The sequence below is a fragment of the Variovorax sp. GW821-FHT09D04 genome, assembly GCF_059416405.1.
Window position 1 is genome coordinate 25,461 of sequence record NZ_JBWKPA010000008.1, and the last position, 20,886, is coordinate 46,346.

Here is a 20,886-nt window from a genome sequence, read left to right on the forward strand (position 1 = left end):
AAGGTTAAACATAGGGCTCCGGTGCGAAGGGCTCACCGTGACTGGCACTTTTGTGCTCCCACCGGACCCCGGGCCAACCTCCTTTTGGGAAGTTGATGCTATTGCACCAGAGCCGCTGCGGCAGGGCAAAACAAATCGCCCTAAATCTTGGAAGCCCCGTGTGTTTCGTTGCAGTCGTGCAACAAAGGACTTAGACGGGTGGTTTTGCCACGATATGAAACGAAATGTGCTGTCCTTGCATCCCCGGACAGGTGCGTTCAAATAGACCCATGACCGCCCTGCTCGACCCCGCCCTGACAGCCGCCGATGCGGCTTTGCGCACGCTTTTTGCCCGATCTCACGCCACCCGGGCGCTTCCGTCCGCGATCCAGCCGCAAGGTGAATTGAGCGAATCGGAGCGCCGCGAGGCTGGTGCGCTGATGCGCGTGAATCATGTCGGCGAAGTCTGTGCACAGGCGCTGTACACCGCCCAGGCCGCCGTGGCGCGGGACCCGGCGTTGCGCGCGCACTTCCTGGAAGCCGCGCATGAAGAAACCGATCACCTGGCCTGGACCCGGCAGCGGCTGGACGACCTGGGCGCCCGCCCGTCCCTCCTGAATCCACTCTGGTATGCAGGCGCCTTCGGTCTTGGCCTGATTGCCGGACGCCTGGGTGACCCCCTGAGCCTCGGCTTTGTTGCCGAAACCGAACGGCAGGTGGAAGCGCACCTTGAAAGCCACCTGGACCGGCTGCCGCCGACCGATCACGCGTCCCGCGCCGTGGTCGAGCAGATGAAGGTTGACGAAGCCCGCCATGCCACGCAGGCCGTCGACGCGGGCGCAGCGGAACTGCCGGCCCCGGCCAAGGCCCTGATGCGCCTGGCATCGCGGGTCATGACGACCGTCGCCCACCGAATCTAGGGCCTTCGGTCGCCATCCAACGGGGTTTTCAGGTCTCGATCAGATCGAAGCTGGTCGTGATTTCCGCCGTCTTCGCCAACATGATGCTGGCGGAGCAATAGGTTTCGTGGCTGAGGGCGATCGCCCGCTCCACGGCGGCGGCCGGAATGCCCTTGCCCGCCACGGTGAAGTGCATGTGGATCTTCGTGAAGACCTTGGGATCCTTCTCGGCGCGCTCGCTGGTCAGCTTGACGCTGCAGCGCTCGACGCGATGGCGCCCCCTCTTCAATATGAGCACCACGTCGTAGGCGGTGCAACCGCCCGTGCCCGCGAGCACGGTTTCCATCGGCCGCGCGGCCAGGTTCTGGCCGCCGTTCTCGGGCTTGGCCGCGTCCGGGGCGCCATCCATCATCAGGACATGGCCGCTGCCGGTCTCGGCCACGAAGCCCATGGCCGATCGGGTGCCTGCGTCACCGGTCCAACTTACTGTGCATTCCATGGTGTTCAGCTCCAATTGGGATGAATTCGTGCGGAAAAATGCGCACCAAACATCAACTTGTGTGTGGGAAAAGCATCGCCTGCTTGTTGCATCGCAACAAAGGGTGGGTATACTCTATTTCATTGCTGCGCACTTCATGGTGCGCACCCAGTTGTCTCCTCCACCCTTCCAATTGGTGGATTTAGCCCCGAGTCGCAAGACTCGGGGCTTTTTTCTTTGTGCGCCCCGATGGCCGCGCCACTCTAGCCGCCCACTGCGAAAGGGCAGCTGCTCTGGCTGCCCTGGCTGTTGCCGGTGTTGCCTCGGCTCAGTCGTCCGTCACGCTGTTTGGTGTGGTCGACGCGTCGATCAGCGGCTACTCGTCCACCTCGCGGGACCTGGGCAATGGCGTCACGTACGACAGGCTGGGCTTCCCCATCTACAACCCGTTCTACCTGAACCGCGGCAGCATCAAGGCAAGCCGCCGCGAACTGGCTCACTCGGGCTACAACTCCAGCCGCCTGGGCTTCCGTGGCACGGAAGACCTCGGTGGTGGCCTGGCCGCCAGCTTCTGGCTCGAAGCCCCGATCAGCAACGACGATGGCCAGACGGGCGTCTCGACATTCACGCGCCGTTCGACCGTAAGCCTGTCGGGCGGGTTCGGTGAAGTCCGCCTCGGCCGCGACTACACCCCGACGTTCTGGAACGACACCGTGTTCGACCCGTTCGGCACCAATGGCGTCGGCTCCAACCTGGTCAACACAGCCAATGGCGCATTCGGCGGCTTCACCGGCTATGCCGACGGCAAGAAGCTCCCCGACGCCCTCAAGAACGTTCCGCAGCTCCCCGATGCTGGTGGCAGCAACTACGTTCGCGCCGGCAACAGCATCGGCTACTTCCTGCCGCCGAACCTGGGCGGTTTCTACGGCCAGGTGATGTACGGCTTCCACGAGAAGACCAAGTACAGCCCCGGCACCGCAACGCCCCTCGCGGAAAACGCCTCGCGCACCGGTCGCTATGTCGGCGGTCGCTTCGGCTACGCCAACGGCCCCCTGGACGTTGCGCTGGCTTATGGCAGCAGCACCGTGGGTGACCAGTTCTACGTCGGCACGACCACCAAGGTCAACACGCTGAACCTGGGCGCTTCGTACGACTTCGGTCCCGTGAAGCTGTTCGGTGAACTGTCGCGCGCCAAGAACAAGGTTGACTACGAAGTCGAACCGTACCTCGGCGGCCGTCCGGACATCGATCTGACCGGCTACCTGCTCGGCGTGACCGTGCCGGTCGGTGCTGGACTGATCCGCGCTTCGTACTCGAGCGTCAAGTACGACGAGAACCTGGTTGCCCGCAATCCGTGGGAAGTGCTGCCCGCCGACAAGAAGGCCAACAAGCTGGCGATCGGCTACGTGCACAACCTGTCGAAGCGCACGGCCCTGTACGCCACCGTTGCTCGCGTGAGCAACAAGAACGGCGCATCGCTGACCGTCGGTGGCCCGAGCTTCCAAGGCACCGGCAACGGTTTCACGCCGAAGACCTCGACGGGCTACGACTTCGGCATCCGTCACGCCTTCTGATCGTTCACTGTCGATTCACATGCTGGCCCATGCCAGTTTGAATCTGCAAACGCACAAGCCGCCCGGTTCAAGCCGGGCGGCTTTTTGTCCTTCCTCAATTCATCCGGCCACGCCTGCTCTGCAGCAGCCCCACATTCATTTCTCCGCTCAGCACCGATGCGTAGAAACGCTCGACCATGTTGACGCTCGTTCGCGCGTTGCGCGCCAGCGTCAGCATGTCGATCCCCTGCCCATACAAGAGCCGCAACGTGATGGCCGTATGGCGCAAGCAGTACAGCGTCCTCGACTGACCCAGCGGTCCTTTCTCGAGCCCGGTCTTTTCGAGCACCCAGTGAAAGAAGAAATTGAGAACCGCCAGCGCGTGCTCGCGGTTCTTCAGGTGCGGCATGAAGATGTAGTCTTCCGCCCCGCCGCAGCCATGCGTCTCGCGGTACGCGCGCAGACATTCATAGACACGAACGGCAGGTCGCAGGCTCACGATGGGCTGGCTGTGCCGCTTGGTCTCCGGCAGGTTCATCCGCAGGTAGACATGCTTGCCTCGCACCACCTCGATGTGCTTGTGCTTCATGAGCTTGATGTCACTGGGGCGCACGAAGGTGTTGACCATCCAGCGGATCAGCCACGGCAGCTCGTCGGGCATGACAAGCAATTCGCGAGCGATCCAGAAACGTTCGCCGGCCGTCAGCCGATCCAGCACCGGGTGCGAATGGCCGCGCAAGCTGCGCGCCGCCGCGATCAGCGCACGGTACTCCGCCACGCTGAAGCTGCCGCGCGGCTGGCTGCGCACCTTGACCTTCGGGAACACGGGGGCCTCGCGCAACGCACCGACGTGCACGCCATGCATGACCACCTTGCGCAGCAACACGAGGTATTGCGCGATCGTCGTGCTGGTGAAGCCTTGTTCGCCGAGGTGATCGATCAGGCGCTGCACGTCCGTAGTCGTGAACACAGCCACCGGCACATCGCCCAGCAACGGAACGATGTGCGCACGCAATCTGTTGCCCATGACCTGCCATGTGGGCCGTCCGATTTCGCCGCGTTGCACGCGCGCGGCCTCGGCCTGCATCAGTCCCTTCGAAAGGTCACTGACAGAAACTGATAACAAATTCTGCCCAACTGTTAGTGAATTAGCGGGCGTATGAATCGCGGGATAGGTGCGCGCAAAAAAACCGGAATCATTTGCAGCAGGAGCCTTGCGGAATAGGTTTATGACATTTGTGTCCATGCCATTCCCCGCATGCAATACCGATGCCTCTTATGATTGATGGTTAGCAAATGAAAACTCCCTGGAAAAGATCTTGCGCAATGCACCTGTTACTGCGGCGTTAACGCCCGCCGACTATCTCAGAAAAATCCTCAATGCGCGGGTCTACGACGTGGCCGTCGAGTCTGCGTTGGAGAAGGCGCGCGCGCTCAGCGAGCGACTTGGCAATACCGTGTTGCTCAAGCGCGAGGACCAGCAACCCGTATTCAGTTTCAAACTGCGCGGTGCCTATAACAAGATGGCGCACCTGAGCAAAGCGCAATTGGCGAGCGGTGTGATTTGCGCATCGGCCGGCAATCACGCGCAAGGCGTTGCGCTCGGCGCGCGCAAGCTCGGCACGCGCGCAGTGATCGTGATGCCCGTGACCACGCCGCAATTGAAGATCGATGCAGTGCGTGGTTTCGGCGGCGAGATCGTGCTGCATGGCGACAGCTATTCCGATGCCTACCTGCATGCGCTCGAATTGCAGACGCAGCAGAACCTGACCTTCGTCCATCCCTTCGACGACCCCGACGTCATCGCGGGCCAGGGCACCATCGCGATGGAAATCCTGCGCCAGCACCAAGGTCCGCTCGATGCGGTGTTCGTGGCGATCGGCGGCGGCGGCCTCATCTCCGGCGTGGCCAACTACATCAAGGCCGTGCGGCCCGAGATCAAGGTGATCGGCGTCCAGATGAACGACTCCGACGCGATGATGCAATCGGTCTCCGCGCACCAGCGCGTGAACCTGCCCGACGTCGGCCTGTTCTCCGATGGCACGGCCGTCAAGCTGGTCGGCGAAGAAACCTTCCGCATCGCGCAGAACCTGGTCGACGGCTACATCTCGGTCGACACCGATGCGGTGTGCGCCGCCATCAAGGACGTGTTCGTCGACACGCGCAGCATCGTCGAGCCGGCCGGCGCGCTGGCCGTGGCGGCGATCAAGCAGTACGCGGCCGAGCATGGCCGACTAGGCGAGACCTACGCGGCGATCCTGTGCGGCGCCAACATGAACTTCGACCGGCTGCGCTTCGTGGCCGAGCGGGCCGAGGTCGGCGAGGAACGCGAGGCGCTGTTCGCCGTGACCATCCCTGAAGAGCGCGGCAGCTTCCGTCGCTTTTGCGAACTCATCAGCCAGCTGCCGGCCGGCGGCGCGCCGCGCAACGTGACCGAGTTCAACTACCGCATCAGCGATGCCGCCAAGGCCCACGTGTTCGTCGGCCTCACGACCTCTGCACGCGGCGAGTCGGCCACCATCGCGAAGGTCTTCATCGAACACGGCTTCGACGCACTCGACCTCACGCACGACGAACTCGCCAAGGAGCATCTGCGCCACCTGGTGGGCGGCCGCACGGGGCTGGCGCACGACGAACGCCTGCTGCGTTTCGTGTTCCCCGAACGTCCCGGTGCGCTGCTCAAGTTCCTGAGCCTGATGCGGCCGAACTGGAACATCAGCCTGTTCCACTACCGCAACCAGGGCGCCGACTACGGGCGCATCCTCGTGGGCCTGCAGGTGCCGGCCGAAGAGTCGGCGGCCTTCGACAGCTTCCTCGAAACGCTGGGCTATCCCTGCGTCGAGGAAACGGCCAACCCGGCCTACCGCCTGTTCCTTCAGGCCTGAAGAAAAGAAGAAAAGAGAAAGAAAGCGACCGCTGCGCTTACTGCGCAGGGGTCTGCGCCTGCGGCGGTGGCTCCATCGCGGCGCCCGCCGTGGCGGCAGGTTGCAACTGCTGCTGCGGCGGCATCACCACTGCCGGCATCGTGGCCGGCAACGGGCCGGCAGGCACAGCCGGCGACACCGACGGCAGACCAGCAGGTGGCGTCGGAAGCCCCATGCTCAGCGGCGCACGCACCGGCAGCTGCAGCGTGAACGCCGCCGGCCCGTCGCGCTGGGCACCGAGCGTGGCCGCGCGCACGCCCACCGACTGCAGCACATAGCTCTCGCCGACCTTCGAGCCGACGCGGAACGGCCGCGGCGGCTTGCCGTCGATCGAGATCAGCGCCGCGCCCTGGTTCGACGGGTCCGCCACCACGCCCGACAGCGCGAAGCGGCTCGCGGCCTCCGGCGCCACGGGCGCGTTCGACGTCACCGTGACCACGCCCAGCAACCGGGCCACCGCCTCGGCATCGGCCGCGACCGGTGCGCGCGGCATCGTGGCCGCCGCAGCCACGGCGTCGGCCGGCGAGGCCAGCCGCAGCGCCCAGAACACCGCGGCGCCCGCGGCCAACGCCCAAAGCCCCGTCGTTGCAAGTGGGGCATGCCAGCGGGCTGCGGAGTAAGGACTTGTCATGGCCGCGGATTATCATGCAGCGCGCTTACCGCCTCATGTCCCCGCAAGCTATGAACAAACTCCTTCGTTCCGTCTCCCGCACCGCACAACGCGGCTTCACGCTGATCGAACTCATGGTGGTGCTTGTCATCATCGGCGTGCTCGCTGCGCTGATCGTGCCGAACGTGATCGAGCGCGCCGACGACGCCCGCGTCACCGCCGCCCGCACCGACATCAACAACCTGATGCAGGCCCTCAAGCTCTACCGCCTCGACAACCAGCGCTACCCGACCGCCGAGCAGGGCCTGCAGTCGCTGCTGACCCGCCCCACCGCGGGCCCGGCCGCGCCCAACTGGAAGCCCTACGTCGAGAAGCTGCCCAACGACCCCTGGGGCCATCCGTACCAGTACATGAACCCCGGCATCAAGGGCGAAATCGACGTGCTCTCCTTCGGCGCCGACGGACAGAGCGGCGGCGAGGGCAAGAATGCCGACATCGGCAGCTGGCAGTAAGCGCATCGCCCCCGGCCGCGTGGTGCTGCCACCGCCTCGCGCAGCGCGTGGCTTCACGCTGCTGGAGCTGATCGTGGTGATCGCGATCATCGCCATCGCGACCGCCAGCGTGAGCTTCGCGATGCGCGACACCAACGCCGCCGCGCTCGACCGCGAGGCCGACCGCCTCGCCGCCCTGCTCGAATCGGCCCGCGCCCAGTCGCGCGCCAGCGGCGTCATGGTGCGCTGGCGCCTCGTCGAAGGCGGCGGCTTCGTCTTCGACGGCCTGCCCGCCGACGCACTGCCCACCGGCTGGACCCACGCAGGCATCACGGCCCAGCCCATGCTGGGCGGCGACACGCCGGTGGCGGCGCTGCAGCTCGGGCCCGACCCCATCATTCCGGCGCAGCAGGTCATGCTGCACAGCGACGGCCCGCCCGCGCGCGTGCTGCGCGTCGCGACCGACGGGCTGCGGCCTTTCACCGTGTTCGCCGTGCCATGACGCAACGGCTGCGGCGCGCCGGCTCCAGCCATGGCTTCACGCTGGTCGAGGTGCTGATCGCGCTGGGCATCGTCGCGCTCGCGCTGGCGGCCGGCTCGCAGGCCACGATGTCGCTCACGCGCAATGCGCAGCGCCAGTCCGACCTCGTGCTGGCCGGCCTGTGCGCCGAAAACGAACTCGCCAAGGCGCGCCTGTCGCGGCAGATGCCGGCCGTCGGCGACTCGGGCTCCATCTGCCTGCAGGCCGGCCTCACCTTCCTCGTGACGACCACGACGGTGCCCACGCTCAATCCGAATTTCCGGCGCGTCGACGTGCAGGTGCGCGACGAAGGCAGCGCGCCGCTGCTGCGCGTGTCGACCGTGGTGGGGCGCGTCTGATGACGAAGCCTTCGCGCGCACGCGGCTTCACGCTGATCGAGCTGCTGGTCGCCATCGCCGTGATGGCGCTGCTCGCGCTCGTGAGCTGGCGCGGCCTGGACAGCATGTCGCGCGCCACCACGCAGAACCAGCAGCGCGCCGACGCGGTGCTCACGCTGCAGGCCACGCTCGCGCAGTGGAGCGCCGACCTCGACGCCATCACCCTGCTCGCGCAGACCCGCCCGATCGACTGGGACGGCCGCGTGCTGCGCATGACGCGCCGCGGCAGCGACACCAGCACGCCGACCGTGCAGGTCGTCGCCTGGACGCTGCGCCCCGGTGCCGACGGCACGCGCTGGCGGCGCTGGCAGTCGGCGCCCTTCGCCACGCGCGGCGAATGGGTGCAGGCCTGGAACCTCGCGGCGGCGTGGGCCCAAGATGGCGCCGCGCCCACCGGCGGCGCCACCGACGTGGCGCTGATGCCGGTCAACAGCTGGCAGCTCGCGTACTTCCGCAACAACGCCTGGGTGCCGGCGGAGCCGCTGCCCGTGGCGGCGGCGAACCCGTCCAACCCGGCCGGCGCGCTCATCGCCATGCCCGACGGCGTGCGGCTGGTGCTGACCCTGCCGCCCGGCGACGGGCTCTCGGGCACGCTCACCCGCGACTGGGTGCGCCCGACGCTCGGGGGGCCGCGCTCATGACCGCGCCGCAACGCCATCGCGTGACCAGCACACGCCGCCAGCGCGGCGCCGCGCTGCTCGCCGCCATGCTGACCGTGATGCTGGTCGCCACCTTTTCCGCCGCCGCGCTCTGGCAGCAGTGGCGTTCCGCCGAGGTCGAAGGCGCCGAGCGCGCGCGCGTGCAGGCGGCCTGGGTGCTGATCGGCGCGCTCGACTGGTCGCGCCTGATCCTCGGCGAAGACGGCCGTGCCGGCGGCCCCGACCACCTCGGCGAGCCGTGGGCCGTGCCGCTCGAGGAAGCCCGCCTCACCAGCTTCCTGTCGGCCGAGAAGAACGTGGCGAGCGACAACCTCGAAGGCCTGCCCGACGCCTTCCTGTCGGGCCGCATCATCGACGCGCAGTCCAAGCTCAACGTGCTGTCGCTGGTGGACGCCGGCAAGCCGGTGCCGGCGAGCGTCGCCACCTTCACGCGCCTCTTCAACCTGCTGGGCTTGCCGGCCGGCGAGCTGACCCAGATGACCGCGCGGCTCGCGAGCGCGCTGCACACCGGCAGCACCGACGCAGCCTCAGGCGGTGGCGGCGGTAGCGGCGGCGGCAGCAGCGATGCCAGCGCCGACACCGGCGCCGCCCCGCTGATGCCGCAGGAAGTCGCGCAGCTGGTGTGGCTCGGCCTCTCGCCCGCCACCGCCGCCGCGCTCGAGCCCTACGTGACGATCCTGCCGGAGCGCACCACGCTCAACCTCAACACGGCCAGCGCCGAGGCCATCAGCGCGAGCGTCGAATCGCTGGGCATCGCCAGCGCGCGCCAGCTGGTGGAGCGGCGCACGCGCTCCTTCTTCAAGAACATCGAGGAAGCCAACGCCGGCCTGCCCAGCGGCGGCTCGCGCTTCAACGCGGCCCAGCACGGCGTGGGCACCCAGTATTTCGAGGTGTACGGCCGGCTGCGGCTGGACCGCACCTGGGTCGAGGAGCACTCGCTGCTCTTTCGCAAGGGCCTGGCCGTGACCACCGTCTGGCGCACCCGTGGCGCGGGCGCCACCATGCCCCCGGCAAAACCCTGAGGCCGGTTTGCTTTTCTCTGATCAAAACACCGTCAAACGCACGTAGTCTCTGCAAGATATGCTATTCAAACAATAGCAACAACTTGTAAGCCACCCTCCTACAATCACCGGCTTTTCCGACACCCCCCGACATGACCCCGCTGCTGCTCCTTGCCCCCCTCCCTCCGGCCGATGCCGCGGGCGAGTACGACTGGGCCCAGGCCGGTGAGGACGGCATCGCCCTGCGCGACCAGGGCCGCGCGCTGCTGACGCTGCTGCCGTCGGGCCCCGAGGTCACGCTCGGCATCCCGTCCTCGGCGCTCTCGTGGCACCGCGTCACGCTGCCCAAGGGCAGCATGGGCAGCACCTCGAAGCTGCGCGCCGTGCTCGACGGCCTGCTCGAAGAGCACCTGCTCGACGACCCGGAAGCCCTGCACTTCGCGCTCGCGCCCGACGCCAAGGCCGGCGAGCCGGTGTGGGTCGCGGCCTGCAACCGCATCTGGCTGCGCAGCGTCGTGCAGGGGCTCGAAGCCGCCGGCCGGCGCGTGGTGCGCATCGTTCCCGAATTCACGCCGCAGCCGGCCGACGCGCCGCCGCTGCTGCAGGTCACGGGCGAGCCCGAGGCACCGCAGCTCACGGTCTGCGACGGCGATGGCGTGGTCTCGCTGCCGCTGGCCGGCGCGGGCCTGGCCCTGTCGAACGGCCTGCCGCTGGACACCGCCGTCATCACCACCGAGCCCGCCGTGGCCGAAGCGGCCGAGCACCTGCTGCAGCGCCGCGTGCCGATCGTGCAGGCGCCGCAGCGCTGGCTGCACGCCACGCGCACGCCCTGGGAGCTCGCGCAGTTCGACCTGGCCGTGACGGGCCGCGCGCGCGCCGGCAAGAAGTTCGCCTCGGTGTTGCAGACCCTGCGCTTCGCGCCCGAATGGCGCGCCGCGCGCTGGGGCATCGTGGTGCTGTTGCTGACCCAGCTCATCGGCCTGAACGCCTGGGCCTGGAAGGAGCGCAACGCGCTCGAGTCCAAGCGCCAGGCCACGCGCGCCATCCTGACGCAGACCTTTCCCTCGGTGAAGATCGTGGTCGACGCACCACTGCAGATGGGCCGCGAGGTCGCCGCGCTGCAGCAGGCCGTGGGCGACGTGGCGCCGAGCGATTTCGAACCCATGGTCGGCGCCATCGCCACCGCCCTGCCGCCCGGGCGCTCCCCGAGCGCCATCGACTTCAGCGCCGGCCAGCTGCGCCTGCGCGGCCTCGGGCTGCAGCCGCAGGAGGTCACGCAGATCACCGCCGTGCTGTCGCCGCGCGGCTACCAGGTGCGCACCGAAGGCGATCTGCTGCTGGTGCAGGCCGAGGCCAACCGATGAACTTCAGCGAACAACTCAAGGCCCGCTGGGCCGTCCTCGGGATGCGCGAGCGCCGCCTCGTCATCGGCGCCGTCGCGCTGGTGGCACTGGCCTTGCTCTGGTGGATTGCGCTCGCCCCCGCGCTGCGCACGCTGGCCGCGGCACCGGCCGAACACGCACGGCTCGACGCCCAGCTCCAGCAGATGGCCACCTTGCAGAACCGCGCGAAGGCGCTGCAGTCGCAACCGCGCCTGGCGCGCGACGACGCCCTGCGCGCACTCGAAAGCTCGGTGCGCGACGGCCTGGGCGTCACGAACGCCCAGCTCATGACGGCCGGTGGCGACGGCGCCGCCACCGTCACGCTGCGCGGCGCGCCCGCCCAGAACCTGGCGCAATGGCTCGCGCAGGCGCGCGGCAATGCCCACGCCGTGCCGCGCGAAGTGCACCTGACGCGCGCGCCCGTCGCACCGCCGCCGCCGGGCGCCAAGCCCGCGCCGGCCACGCCCGACCAACCTCCGCAACCCCGCTGGGACGGCACGCTCGTGATGGCGCTGCCCGCCCCGCGCTGAAGCACCCCCACGCACCGCACGGCATGGCGAGACGTCCCCCGATCCCCGACCTCCAGCCGCGCCGCGGCAGCTGGCGCTGGGCCGTGCTCGGCGCCGCCACCGGCCTGCTGGTCGCGGTCGTGCTGTTCGCGCCGGCACGCTGGCTCGCCTCGGCGCTCTCGGGCTGGACGCAGGGCCGCCTGCTGCTGGTCAACCCGCGCGGCACGGTCTGGAACGGCACCGCCGCCGTCGTGTTCGCCAGCGGCGCCGGCGGCACGCAGGCCGTCTCGCTGCCGGGCCTCTTGAACTGGCGCATGTGGCCGAACTGGCGCGGCCTCTCGGCGCGCCTCGATCTGTCCTGCTGCGCGGCGCAACCGCTGGGCCTGCAAGCCAGCCCGCGCGCCGACGGCCTGCAGCTCACCTGGCAGGACGCCCGCTCGCGCTGGCCCGCCACGCTGCTCACCGGCCTGGGTGCGCCCTGGAACACGCTCAAGCTCGAAGGCGCCCTCGACCTCAACACCCGCGCCTTCGCCATGCAGTGGGACGGCCCCGCATTGCGCATCGAAGGCCAGGCCACGCTCGACGCCACCGATGTGTCATCCGCCCTGTCGACCTTGCGGCCGATGGGCAGCTACCGCCTGTCGCTCGAAGGCGGCACGCGCCCCACGCTGCTGCTGAGCACGCGCGAAGGCAGCCTCGAACTGAACGGCAGCGGCGACTGGAGCGGCACCGCGTTGCGCTTCAATGGCGAAGCCAGCGCGGCACCGGGCCGCGAAGATGCACTTTCCAATTTGTTGAACATCATCGGGCGGCGCGACGGTGCGCGCTCGATCATCACCCTGGGTTGATCCGACCATGAAGAAGCCTCTGTCCTCGTCCGGCGCCCGCCCCGGCCTCGTCGCGCTCGCGGTGCGCCTGCTGATCGCGGCGTCGTTCGTGCCGGTGCTGCCGCCCGCCTACGCACAGACCGGCGACGCCCCGCGGCGCGGCGAACCGATCACGCTGAACTTTGCCGCCGCCGACATCGAGGCCGTGGCCCGCACCATGGCCGTGGTCACGGGGCGCGACGTGGTGGTCGATCCGCGCGTCAAGGGCACCATGAACCTGGTCACCGACCGCCCGCTGGCGCCGGCCGCCGCGTTCAACCAGTTTGCCGCCGCGCTGCGCCTGCAGGGTTTCGCGGTGGTGGAGGCCGACGGCCTCTACAAGGTGGTGCCCGAGGCCGACGCCAAGCTGCAGACCAGCACCGTCAACACCTCCATCGGCGGCGCCAGCGCGGCCGCGGGCAACCAGATCGTCACGCAGATCTTTCGCCTGAACTACGAGTCGGCCAACAGCCTGCTGCCGGTGCTGCGCCCGCTGATTCCGCCGAACAACACCATCAACGTGAACCCGGGCAACAACTCGCTCGTGATCACCGACTACGCCGACAACATGCGCCGGCTGGCGCGCATCATCGCGTCGCTCGACGTGCCCAACGCGTCCGACATCGAGGTCATCCAGCTCAAGCATTCGGTGGCCACCGACATGGTGCCGCTGGTCACGCGGCTGGTCGAAGGCGGCGGTGCGGGTGCGCCGGGCGCGGCCGCACCGGGCGGGGCCGACGCCTCGTTCCGCACCACGCTGATGGCCGACCCGCGCAGCAACTCGCTGATTCTTCGCGCTGCCAACCCTGCGCGCGCGCAGCTGGTGCGCACGCTGGTCGAGAAGCTCGACCGTGCGCCGGCCGAAAGCAGCAACGGCGCAGCCGGCAACATCTACGTGGTCTACCTGAAGAACGCCGATGCGGTGCGCCTGGCCGCCACGCTGCGCGCCGCGATGGCCGCCAGCCAGCAGCAGTCGCAGGTGCCGGGCGCGCCCGGCGCCGCGGGCAGCGCCGGTTCGTCCGTGCCGCCGGCCAGCATGCCGATGACGCAGGCCAGCTTCGGCGGCAACAACACCCAGGGCGGCGGTTCGGCCGCCGCCAACGCGCCGCTGAACAACGCCAACCAGCCGTCCACCGGCGGCCAGATCCAGGCCGACCCGAGCACCAACTCGCTCATCATCACCGCGCCCGAGCCGCAGTACCGCCAGATGCGCGCCGTGATCGACAAGCTCGACGGCCGCCGCGCGCAGGTGATGATCGAGGCGCTCATCGTCGAGGTCAGCGCCAAGAAGGCCGCCAACTTCGGCGTGCAGTGGCAAAGCGCGCTGGGCAACAACGCCGTCATCGGCACCAACTCCAGCCTGGCCAGTGCCAACATCCTGGCGCTGACGCAGGCCCTGGCCACGCGCGACGTCGCCAACGTGCGGCCTTCCACCGGCCTGAACCTGGGCATCGCCGGCAAGATCGGCGGCCAGTACATCCTGGGCGCCATCGCCAACTTCTTCAACAGCGACGGCGACGCCAACGTGCTGTCCACGCCCAACCTGCTGACGCTGGACAACGAAGAAGCCAAGATCGTCATCGGCCAGAACGTGCCCTTCGTGACCGGCCAGTACGCCAGCACCTCGGGCTCGGTCGGCATCAACCCGTTCACCACGGTGGAGCGCAAGGACGTGGGCCTCACGCTGCGCGTGCGACCGACCATCAACGAGAACGGCACCGTGAAGATGACCATCTTCCAGGAGACCTCCACGGTCGACCAGAACACGGCCAAGGACCCCAACGGCCCGACCACCAACAAGCGCTCCATCGAGTCCAGCGTGCTGGTGGAAGACGGCGGCCTCGTGATGCTCGGCGGCCTGCTGTCGGACAACTACGGCAACACCGTCGAGAAGGTGCCCGTGGCCGGCGACATCCCGGTGCTCGGCAACCTGTTCAAGAACGAAGTGCGCACGCGCGACAAGAGCAACCTCATGATGTTCCTGCGCCCCGCCGTGATGCGCGACGGCGCCTCCACCGAAGCCTTCGCCTACGACCGCTACGACGAGATCCGCGGCATGCAGCAGCGCACGCAGCCCAACACCGACAACATCATGCTGCGCGGTGTCGACTCGGCGCCCGTGCTGCCCGAGGCGCCGCTGGTGCGCATCAACCGCCTCAACAGCAGCGACAGCGGCAAGAAGAGCAGCGAGACCCGCATGGAAGGCACGCAGCTCATCCCGCCGCCGCGCCCCGCCACCGACAACCGCCGGCTCGCGCCCAGCCCGTTGCGCGGCGCGCTGCCGCCCACCGCCGACCCGACCAGCTCGCGCGAGCTGCCCTGAGCCCCGTCCCGCACACGCCAGCCACCCATGCGCTATCCCCTGCCCTACGCGTTCGCACGCAGCCAGCAACTGCTGCTCGAAGCCACGGACGACGGCCGCCACACGCTGTGGATGTCTTCCCACCCGGCACGCAGCGCCGTCGGTGAAGTGACCCGCAAGTACGGCGTGCAGGCCTTCGAGGTGCTCGACGACGGCCCGCTCGCGCAGCGCATCAGCGCCGCCTACGCGCAGGGCGAATCGAGCGCCGCCGCGGTGGTCAGCGAAGTGCAGAACGACGCCGACCTCTCGCGCATGATGCAGGAGCTGCCGGCCGTCGAAGACCTGCTGGCCAGCGCCGGCGACGCGCCCATCATCCGCATGCTCAACGCGCTGCTCACGCAGGCCGCGCGCGACGGCGCCAGCGACATCCACATCGAGCCCTACGAGCGCACGTCGTCGGTGCGCTTTCGCATCGACGGCACGCTGCGCGAGGTGGTGCAACCCAACCGCGCACTGCACGCCGCGCTCATCTCGCGCCTGAAGATCATGGCCGACCTCGACATCTCCGAGAAGCGGCTGCCGCAGGACGGGCGCATCAGCCTGCGCATCGGCACGCGCGCGGTCGACGTGCGGGTGTCGACGCTGCCCAGCGCGCACGGCGAACGCGCCGTGCTGCGCCTCCTGGACAAGAGCGAATCGAAGCTCACGCTCGAATCGGTGGGCATGCAGGGCGACTCGCTGGCGCGCTTCGAAAAGCTCATTGCGCAACCGCACGGCATCATCCTCGTGACCGGCCCCACCGGCTCGGGCAAGACCACCACGCTGTATGCCGCGCTGGCTCGGCTCGATGCGAGCCGCAGCAACATCATGACGGTGGAAGACCCGATCGAGTACGAGCTGCCGGGCGTGGGCCAGACGCAGATCAACGCGAAGATCGAACTCACCTTCGCCAAGGCCCTGCGCGCCATCCTGCGGCAAGACCCCGACGTGATCATGATCGGCGAGATCCGCGACTTCGAGACCGCGCAGATCGCCATCCAGGCCTCGCTCACCGGCCACCTCGTGCTGGCCACGCTGCACACCAACGACTCGGTGAGCGCCGTCACCCGCCTGACCGACATGGGCGTGGAGCCCTTCCTGCTGAGCTCGTCGCTGCTCGGCGTGCTGGCCCAGCGCCTCGTGCGCAAGGTCTGCACCGCCTGCGGCGGCCCGGGCTGCGAGGTTTGCGGCCAGACCGGCTACCAGGGCCGCACCGGCATCTTCGAGCTGCTCGTGGCCGACGACGAAGTGCAGGCACTCATCCACGGCAAGGCCGCCGAGAGCGCGCTGTTCGAAGCCGGCGCACGCGGCGGTCTGCGCTCCATGCGCGAAGACGGCGAACGGCTGGTGCAGGCCGGCATCACCTCGCGCGCCGAACTCTTGCGCGTCACCCGCGAGTAGCGACCCGCGATGCCCGCCTATTCCTTCGAAGCCATCGATGCCAGCGGCCAGTCGCGCGAAGGCGTGCTCGAGGCCGACACCGCACGTGCCGCACGCGGCCTGCTGCGGGCGCAGGCGCTCATCCCGCTGTCGGTCAAGCCGGTCGGCGGTGGCGATGCGGCCGGCGGTGGCGGCAGCGCGGGCAGCACGCTCACGCGCTGGCTCGGGGGCGGCAAGCGCGTCTTCAATTCGACGAACCTCGCCGTGTGGACGCGCCAGCTCGCCGGCCTCATCTCGGCCGGCCTGCCGCTGGAACGCGCGCTCACGGCCCTCACCGACGAAGCCGAATCGGAACCGCAGCGCAACCTCGTCGCCTCGCTGCGCGCCGAGGTCAACGCGGGCTCGCCCTTCGCGCGCGCGCTGTCGGCGCACCCGCGCGAGTTCTCGCCCATCTACACCGCCGTGATCGGCGCCGGCGAGCAAAGCGGCAACCTCGGGCTGGTGCTCGAACGCCTCGCCGACGACCTCGAAGAGCGCCAAGTGCTGCAGCAGAAGCTGATCGGCGCGGCGCTGTACCCCGCCATCGTCACGCTGGTGGCGATCGTGATCGTGATCTTCCTCGTGAGTTACGTGGTGCCGCAGGTGGCGCAGGTGTTCGCGGGCACCAAGCGCTCGCTGCCCTTCCTCACGACCGTGATGCTGTCGCTGAGCGCGGCCGTGCGCAACTACGGCTGGTGGATGCTGGGCGCCATCGTGCTCGCGGCCATCGGTGTGCGCGTCGCGCTGGCGCAGGAGGCCTTCCGCCTCAAGTTCGATGCCGCCTGGCTCAAGCTGCCGCTGGTCGGCAAGCTCGCGCGCGGCTACAACGCGGCGCGCTTCGCGAGCACGCTCGCCATGCTGGCCACGGCCGGCGTGCCGATCCTGCGCGCGCTGCAGGCCGCCTCCGAAACGCTGGGCAACCGCGCCATGCGCGCCGACGCGCTCGACGCGCTGGTGCTGGTGCGCGAAGGCGCGCCGCTGGCGTCCGCACTGGCGCAGAAGAAACGCTTTCCGGGGCTGGTGTCGATGTTCGCGCGACTGGGCGAGCAGACCGGCACGCTGCCCGTGATGCTGCAACGCGCCGCCAACCAGCTGGGCGCCGAAGTGCAGCGCCGCGCCATGCACCTGGCCACCATCCTGGAGCCGCTGCTCATCGTCGCCATGGGCGGCGTGGTGATGCTCATCGTGCTGGCCGTGATGCTGCCGATCATCCAGCTGAACCAGTTCGTCAAGTGACGACGGACGGGGAGCCCCTCACATGCCCGTAACGCTCGAAGACAAACTCGTGGTCGCGATCTCCTCGCGCGCCCTGTTCAACCTCGAAGAAGAAAACAAGATCTTCGAGGCCGGCGACAACGAGGGCTACATGAAGCTGCAGCTCGACCGCATCGATGAGCCGGCCGCCCCCGGCATCGCGTCGTCGCTGATCCGCAAGCTGCTGCGCTTCAACGAAGACGGCGTGCAGCGCGTCGAGGTAGTCATTCTTTCGCGCAACGATCCGGTGTCGGGCATGCGCATCTTCAAGTCAAGCGCCGCGGCCGACATCAAGCTGCAGCGCGGCGTGTTCACCCAAGGCCGCCCGCCCTTCGGCTACCTGCGCCCGCTGCGCGCGCACCTGTTCCTGTCGGTCAACGCGCAAGACGTGCGCGAGGCACTCGCCGCAGGCTTCCCCGCCGCGCGCGTGCTGGTCGAGTCGGTCAAGGCCAGCGATGCGTGGCCGAACGAAGTGCGCATCGCCTTCGACGGCGACGCGGTGCTCTTCAGCGACGAGGCCGAGCGCGTGTTCCAGGCCGAGGGCCTCGATGCCTTCCAGGCGCACGAACTCAGCAAGGCCGACCTGCCCCTGCCCGAAGGCCCGTTCAAGCCGCTGCTGATGGCGCTGCACCGCCTGCAGATGGCGGGTAATGCGCAGATGCGCATCCGCACCGCGCTGGTCACGGCGCGCAGCGCACCGGCGCACGAGCGCGCGATCCGCACGCTCATGAAGTGGAACATCCGCGTCGACGAAGCGATGTTCCTCGGCGGCCTGCCCAAGGGCGAGTTCCTGCGCGAGTTCGAGCCCGACTTCTTCTTTGACGACCAGACCGGTCACGTCGACGCAGCCTCGCGGCATGTGCCTGCGGGGCATGTGTCGAGTGGCATCAGCAACGAGCCCTGACGCTGTTCAGGGCGCGATCACGCCAGCGTGATCGATGGGCTGTGCAGTTGTTGATCGGCCGCACACCCGCGCTGCTTTCCGTGCCCAGGGCACTGGGTGCTTCCCGCAGCGAAATCAAGGAGGAGGCCGCAGGCCGGGGGACATTCGCGGAGGGAAGCACCCGGTGGCCTGGGCACGCGCCCCAGCCCCTCTTTCGCGGTCTCCACGAAGCCGCAGACCAGCGCGTTGTCACACGCGTTTCGTCCCACTGTCATCGCTCGTTCACTGCCGAGTAACGGGTTCTCCCTAGTCTTGTCGCCTGTCCGGTGCGCAGTGCCTTCGTGGCACTTTTTTTTCGCGCCGGCCTTTCACCTCCCTCGACAGACAACAAGAACCGAACGGCTTTTCCGATGCGTCCGACTCCTTCTACGCACGCCGCGCCTCTCACGCGCTGGCTGTTGCCCCTTGCGATTTCCGCCGCGCTCGCGGCCTGCGGCGGTGGAGGCGGCGGTGGCGTTGCCTTTCCCCCCATCAGCGGCACCCCGACGCCGCCCCCGAGCAGCACGCCCAACGAAGGCAAGAGCGGCCCCAAGGCGCTGATCGTCGAGATCGACGGGCTCACGCATGCGGCCTTGCGCGAAGCCATCGCGCAGAACAAGGCCCCGGCCCTGCAGGCCCTGCGCCTCGCCCCGGCCTGGACCGGTGGCACGAACGGCACACCGACCGAGCAACGCACCACCGACGGCCCCGGCTGGGCCTCGCTGGTCACAGGCACCTGGGTGTCGCGCCACGGCGTGCGCTGGGACACCGCCGACCAGCGCATCGACGCGCAGCTCGCACCTTCGGTCTTCGCGTTGGCACGCCTGCGCAAGGAGGCCGGCTACAAGACAGCCGCGGTCACCGCGAACACGCGCTACCCCGGCCTGATGGCGGGCGAAACGGGCACGGTGGACACCGCAGTCGACTGCGCAGGCGCCGACGCCTGTGTGACCGAGCGCACCACACAGCTCATCGGCGCGGGCTATGACCTGCTGGTGGCCCAGTACGGCGCCCCCGCGACGGCGGCCGTGGCCAACAGCGGCCTGAAGAACGAGCCCTACCGGCGCGCGGTCGCCGACACCTCGGCGGCCGTGGGCCGGCTGCTGGCGCGCATCGCGCAGCGCACCGCCAACGACGCCAAGGAAGACTGGCTCGTGATCGTGACCTCCGGCCACGGCATCGACACCTTCGGCACCACCACCGGCCTGCAGAACGCCGAGGGCAAGACCATCTTCATCGCCAGCAACAAGACACTCGCGGCCTTGCCGGGCGTGGGCGCCGACGCGCCCACCGATGCCTCGCTGCAGCAACTGGCCGCCGCGACCGACATCACGCCCACCGTGCTGCGCCACCTCGGCGCACTGCCGGCGGCCGAGGCCTACGGCCTGAACGGCCAGCCGCTGCAAGCGGCGTCGCTGCTGCGCGACCTCACGGCCCGCACCGGCGCCGACAAGACGAGCGTGGACCTGTCGTGGACGCTCACGGGCGACAAGAGCGCCCCCGTGAAGGTGATGCGCGACGGCAAGCTGGTGGCCACGCTGCCGGCCGGCACCACCGCGTACAACGACCCCGTCACGGCCGCGAGCGACGGCGTCTACACCTACCAGTACACGATCACCGCGGGTGAAGCCGTCACCGCGCTCACCGCGCAGGCCGCCTACCTGAAGCCGGCCACGCTGGCACCAACGCTGCTGAACGGCCTCGCCGCCTACTACCCGCTCGACGTCCTGCCGGCGGTGGACGTCAAGGGCGCGTCCACGCTCGCACCGTGGGCCGCCGATGCCGACGGCGGCACGCTGGTCGACGACGGCTTCAAGGCCCTGTACAAGGCCAAGGCGCTGCGCGTCGACGCGCGGGTGAAGAACGCCGCCGGCACGGCCGGCCACCGCCTCGTGCAGACCCGCGACGTGACCACCGACGCGGGCGTCACCGCGTTCACCATCGGCTTCTGGATGCGCACCGACGACACCTGCAGCCAGGGCGTGAGCAACGGCGGCACCGTGATCGCCAACAAGAACTACACCAGCGGCGGCAACGCGGGCCTGGCCATCGGCCTGTTCAGCAGCTGCGAGATCCGCTTCAACGTGGGCACCGGCAGCGCGCGCGCCGACAGCAACGGCTACAGCCTGAGCGCCGGCCAGTGGGCCTATGTGGCGGTGGTGATCGACAAGGCCGCCCTGCAGATGACCGGCTACGTGTTCGATCCGGCCCGGGCCACGCAGACGAAGAGCGTGGCGATCACCTCCGACCTCGTGGCCAAGCTCGGCGGCCTGGGCAACGGCCTCGGCTTGAACGAGGACGGCACCGGCCAGTACTACCAGCGCGAGAGCAGCTCGCCGCGCGGCGCGATGGACTTCAACGACTTCGCTGTCTGGAACCGCGCGCTCACCAGCGACGAGCTGGCCAGCCTCTTCAAGTCCGGACAGCCGCTGTCCACCCTTGCCCCATGACCTTCTTCTCCACAACGACGATTCCAGAGGACCCCACCATGCGCACTCTCTCCCTCCTGCCCACGCCCGCACGGCTCGCCGTTGCATTGATGCTGGCCTGCGTCCTGTCCGCCTGCGGCGGCAGCGATGGCGGCGGCAGCGCCCCGATCATCGTGCCGCCCACGGGCACCACGCCCCCGCCCGACACCAGCGTCAAGCCCGAGATGCGCTGCGCGCCCTGACGCGACCCGA

20 protein-coding genes are annotated in these 20,886 nt (G+C 68.9%); 17 read left to right on the forward strand and 3 right to left on the reverse strand.

Features of this window, described 5'->3' with window-relative positions; all coding sequences use genetic code 11:
• The first annotated feature begins 269 nt into the window (after window positions 1–269).
• Window positions 270–899: a 2-polyprenyl-3-methyl-6-methoxy-1,4-benzoquinone monooxygenase gene (gene coq7, locus AC07O4_RS22700; RefSeq protein WP_495305738.1), complete on the forward strand. Its 630-nt coding sequence runs from the start codon at window positions 270–272 to the stop codon at window positions 897–899.
• Between the two features lie 28 nt (window positions 900–927).
• Here coq7 and AC07O4_RS22705 read toward each other — a convergent pair whose 3' ends face one another.
• Entirely contained in the window at window positions 928–1,377 is a 450-nt protein-coding gene (locus AC07O4_RS22705) for an OsmC family protein (protein WP_012746235.1), read from the reverse strand.
• A 272-nt stretch (window positions 1,378–1,649) separates the two neighbouring features.
• Between AC07O4_RS22705 and AC07O4_RS22710 the strand changes: the two genes are divergently transcribed.
• Entirely contained in the window at window positions 1,650–2,930 is a 1,281-nt protein-coding gene (locus AC07O4_RS22710; RefSeq protein WP_260685211.1) for a porin, read from the forward strand.
• Between the two features lie 94 nt (window positions 2,931–3,024).
• Here the strand turns inward: AC07O4_RS22710 and AC07O4_RS22715 are convergent, their stop codons facing one another.
• A complete protein-coding gene (locus tag AC07O4_RS22715) occupies window positions 3,025–4,155 on the reverse strand; it encodes a site-specific integrase (protein ID WP_492742365.1) in 1,131 nt (376 codons plus the stop codon).
• Window positions 4,156–4,228: 73 nt separating this feature from the next.
• Between AC07O4_RS22715 and ilvA the strand changes: the two genes are divergently transcribed.
• A complete protein-coding gene (ilvA, locus tag AC07O4_RS22720; RefSeq protein WP_495305739.1) occupies window positions 4,229–5,794 on the forward strand; it encodes a threonine ammonia-lyase, biosynthetic in 1,566 nt (521 codons plus the stop codon).
• Between the two features lie 37 nt (window positions 5,795–5,831).
• On the opposite strand, the gene AC07O4_RS22725 is transcribed toward ilvA, so the two are convergent.
• A complete protein-coding gene (locus AC07O4_RS22725; RefSeq protein WP_159278465.1) occupies window positions 5,832–6,464 on the reverse strand; it encodes a type II secretion system protein N in 633 nt (210 codons plus the stop codon).
• Window positions 6,465–6,514: 50 nt separating this feature from the next.
• Between AC07O4_RS22725 and gspG the strand changes: the two genes are divergently transcribed.
• From gspG to AC07O4_RS22795, 14 genes are all read left to right on the forward strand, one after another.
• Window positions 6,515–6,955 (forward strand): type II secretion system major pseudopilin GspG, encoded by a 441-nt coding sequence (gene gspG, locus AC07O4_RS22730; protein WP_056573020.1) that lies wholly within the window; start codon window positions 6,515–6,517, stop codon window positions 6,953–6,955.
• Window positions 6,930–7,436 (forward strand): prepilin-type N-terminal cleavage/methylation domain-containing protein, encoded by a 507-nt coding sequence (locus AC07O4_RS22735; RefSeq protein WP_070060010.1) that lies wholly within the window; start codon window positions 6,930–6,932, stop codon window positions 7,434–7,436. The genes gspG and AC07O4_RS22735 overlap by 26 nt, the downstream gene beginning before the upstream one ends.
• Complete coding sequence (gene gspI / locus AC07O4_RS22740; protein ID WP_070060011.1) at window positions 7,433–7,813, forward strand: type II secretion system minor pseudopilin GspI; 381 nt, start codon at window positions 7,433–7,435, stop codon at window positions 7,811–7,813. The genes AC07O4_RS22735 and gspI overlap by 4 nt, the downstream gene beginning before the upstream one ends.
• Window positions 7,813–8,493: a PulJ/GspJ family protein gene (locus tag AC07O4_RS22745; protein ID WP_159273966.1), complete on the forward strand. Its 681-nt coding sequence runs from the start codon at window positions 7,813–7,815 to the stop codon at window positions 8,491–8,493. The genes gspI and AC07O4_RS22745 overlap by 1 nt, the downstream gene beginning before the upstream one ends.
• A complete protein-coding gene (gspK, locus tag AC07O4_RS22750) occupies window positions 8,490–9,533 on the forward strand; it encodes a type II secretion system minor pseudopilin GspK (protein WP_495305740.1) in 1,044 nt (347 codons plus the stop codon). The genes AC07O4_RS22745 and gspK overlap by 4 nt, the downstream gene beginning before the upstream one ends.
• Before the next feature lie 131 nt (window positions 9,534–9,664).
• On the forward strand, window positions 9,665–10,876 hold the full coding sequence (gene gspL, locus AC07O4_RS22755; protein ID WP_489059095.1) for a type II secretion system protein GspL: 1,212 nt from the start codon (window positions 9,665–9,667) through the stop codon (window positions 10,874–10,876).
• Complete coding sequence (locus AC07O4_RS22760; RefSeq protein WP_095948277.1) at window positions 10,873–11,424, forward strand: type II secretion system protein M; 552 nt, start codon at window positions 10,873–10,875, stop codon at window positions 11,422–11,424. The genes gspL and AC07O4_RS22760 overlap by 4 nt, the downstream gene beginning before the upstream one ends.
• Window positions 11,425–11,447: 23 nt before the next feature.
• A complete protein-coding gene (gene gspN, locus AC07O4_RS22765) occupies window positions 11,448–12,251 on the forward strand; it encodes a type II secretion system protein N (RefSeq protein ID WP_495305741.1) in 804 nt (267 codons plus the stop codon).
• Between the two features lie 7 nt (window positions 12,252–12,258).
• Entirely contained in the window at window positions 12,259–14,592 is a 2,334-nt protein-coding gene (gene gspD / locus AC07O4_RS22770; protein WP_495305742.1) for a type II secretion system secretin GspD, read from the forward strand.
• A 27-nt stretch (window positions 14,593–14,619) separates the two neighbouring features.
• The gene (locus AC07O4_RS22775; protein ID WP_095948274.1) at window positions 14,620–16,011 is read left to right on the forward strand and encodes a GspE/PulE family protein; all 1,392 of its coding nucleotides are present in this window, start codon (window positions 14,620–14,622) and stop codon (window positions 16,009–16,011) included.
• A gap of 9 nt (window positions 16,012–16,020) precedes the next feature.
• A complete protein-coding gene (gspF, locus tag AC07O4_RS22780; protein WP_095743706.1) occupies window positions 16,021–17,265 on the forward strand; it encodes a type II secretion system inner membrane protein GspF in 1,245 nt (414 codons plus the stop codon).
• 22 nt (window positions 17,266–17,287) lie between these two features.
• Window positions 17,288–18,187 (forward strand): 5'-nucleotidase, encoded by a 900-nt coding sequence (locus AC07O4_RS22785; protein WP_070060017.1) that lies wholly within the window; start codon window positions 17,288–17,290, stop codon window positions 18,185–18,187.
• A 389-nt stretch (window positions 18,188–18,576) separates the two neighbouring features.
• Window positions 18,577–20,655, forward strand: coding sequence for a LamG-like jellyroll fold domain-containing protein (locus tag AC07O4_RS22790; RefSeq protein ID WP_495305743.1), 2,079 nt, complete (start codon window positions 18,577–18,579; stop codon window positions 20,653–20,655).
• Between the two features lie 38 nt (window positions 20,656–20,693).
• Entirely contained in the window at window positions 20,694–20,876 is a 183-nt protein-coding gene (locus AC07O4_RS22795; protein ID WP_062472685.1) for a hypothetical protein, read from the forward strand.
• The last annotated feature ends 10 nt before the right edge of the window (window positions 20,877–20,886 follow it).

Coding starts and splice junctions, on each gene's coding strand:
- AC07O4_RS22795 (WP_062472685.1), top strand. CDS start 20,694: ATGCGCACTCTCTCCCTCCTGCCCACGCCCGCACGGCTCGCCGTTGCA.
- AC07O4_RS22775 (WP_095948274.1), top strand. CDS start 14,620: ATGCGCTATCCCCTGCCCTACGCGTTCGCACGCAGCCAGCAACTGCTG.
- gspI (WP_070060011.1), top strand. CDS start 7,433: ATGACGCAACGGCTGCGGCGCGCCGGCTCCAGCCATGGCTTCACGCTG.
- AC07O4_RS22735 (WP_070060010.1), top strand. CDS start 6,930: ATGCCGACATCGGCAGCTGGCAGTAAGCGCATCGCCCCCGGCCGCGTG.
- AC07O4_RS22705 (WP_012746235.1), bottom strand. CDS start 1,377: ATGGAATGCACAGTAAGTTGGACCGGTGACGCAGGCACCCGATCGGCC.
- AC07O4_RS22715 (WP_492742365.1), bottom strand. CDS start 4,155: ATGGACACAAATGTCATAAACCTATTCCGCAAGGCTCCTGCTGCAAAT.
- AC07O4_RS22725 (WP_159278465.1), bottom strand. CDS start 6,464: ATGACAAGTCCTTACTCCGCAGCCCGCTGGCATGCCCCACTTGCAACG.
- AC07O4_RS22790 (WP_495305743.1), top strand. CDS start 18,577: ATGCGTCCGACTCCTTCTACGCACGCCGCGCCTCTCACGCGCTGGCTG.
- gspF (WP_095743706.1), top strand. CDS start 16,021: ATGCCCGCCTATTCCTTCGAAGCCATCGATGCCAGCGGCCAGTCGCGC.
- gspG (WP_056573020.1), top strand. CDS start 6,515: ATGAACAAACTCCTTCGTTCCGTCTCCCGCACCGCACAACGCGGCTTC.
- gspL (WP_489059095.1), top strand. CDS start 9,665: ATGACCCCGCTGCTGCTCCTTGCCCCCCTCCCTCCGGCCGATGCCGCG.
- coq7 (WP_495305738.1), top strand. CDS start 270: ATGACCGCCCTGCTCGACCCCGCCCTGACAGCCGCCGATGCGGCTTTG.
- gspK (WP_495305740.1), top strand. CDS start 8,490: ATGACCGCGCCGCAACGCCATCGCGTGACCAGCACACGCCGCCAGCGC.
- AC07O4_RS22785 (WP_070060017.1), top strand. CDS start 17,288: ATGCCCGTAACGCTCGAAGACAAACTCGTGGTCGCGATCTCCTCGCGC.
- gspD (WP_495305742.1), top strand. CDS start 12,259: ATGAAGAAGCCTCTGTCCTCGTCCGGCGCCCGCCCCGGCCTCGTCGCG.
- AC07O4_RS22745 (WP_159273966.1), top strand. CDS start 7,813: ATGACGAAGCCTTCGCGCGCACGCGGCTTCACGCTGATCGAGCTGCTG.
- AC07O4_RS22760 (WP_095948277.1), top strand. CDS start 10,873: ATGAACTTCAGCGAACAACTCAAGGCCCGCTGGGCCGTCCTCGGGATG.
- gspN (WP_495305741.1), top strand. CDS start 11,448: ATGGCGAGACGTCCCCCGATCCCCGACCTCCAGCCGCGCCGCGGCAGC.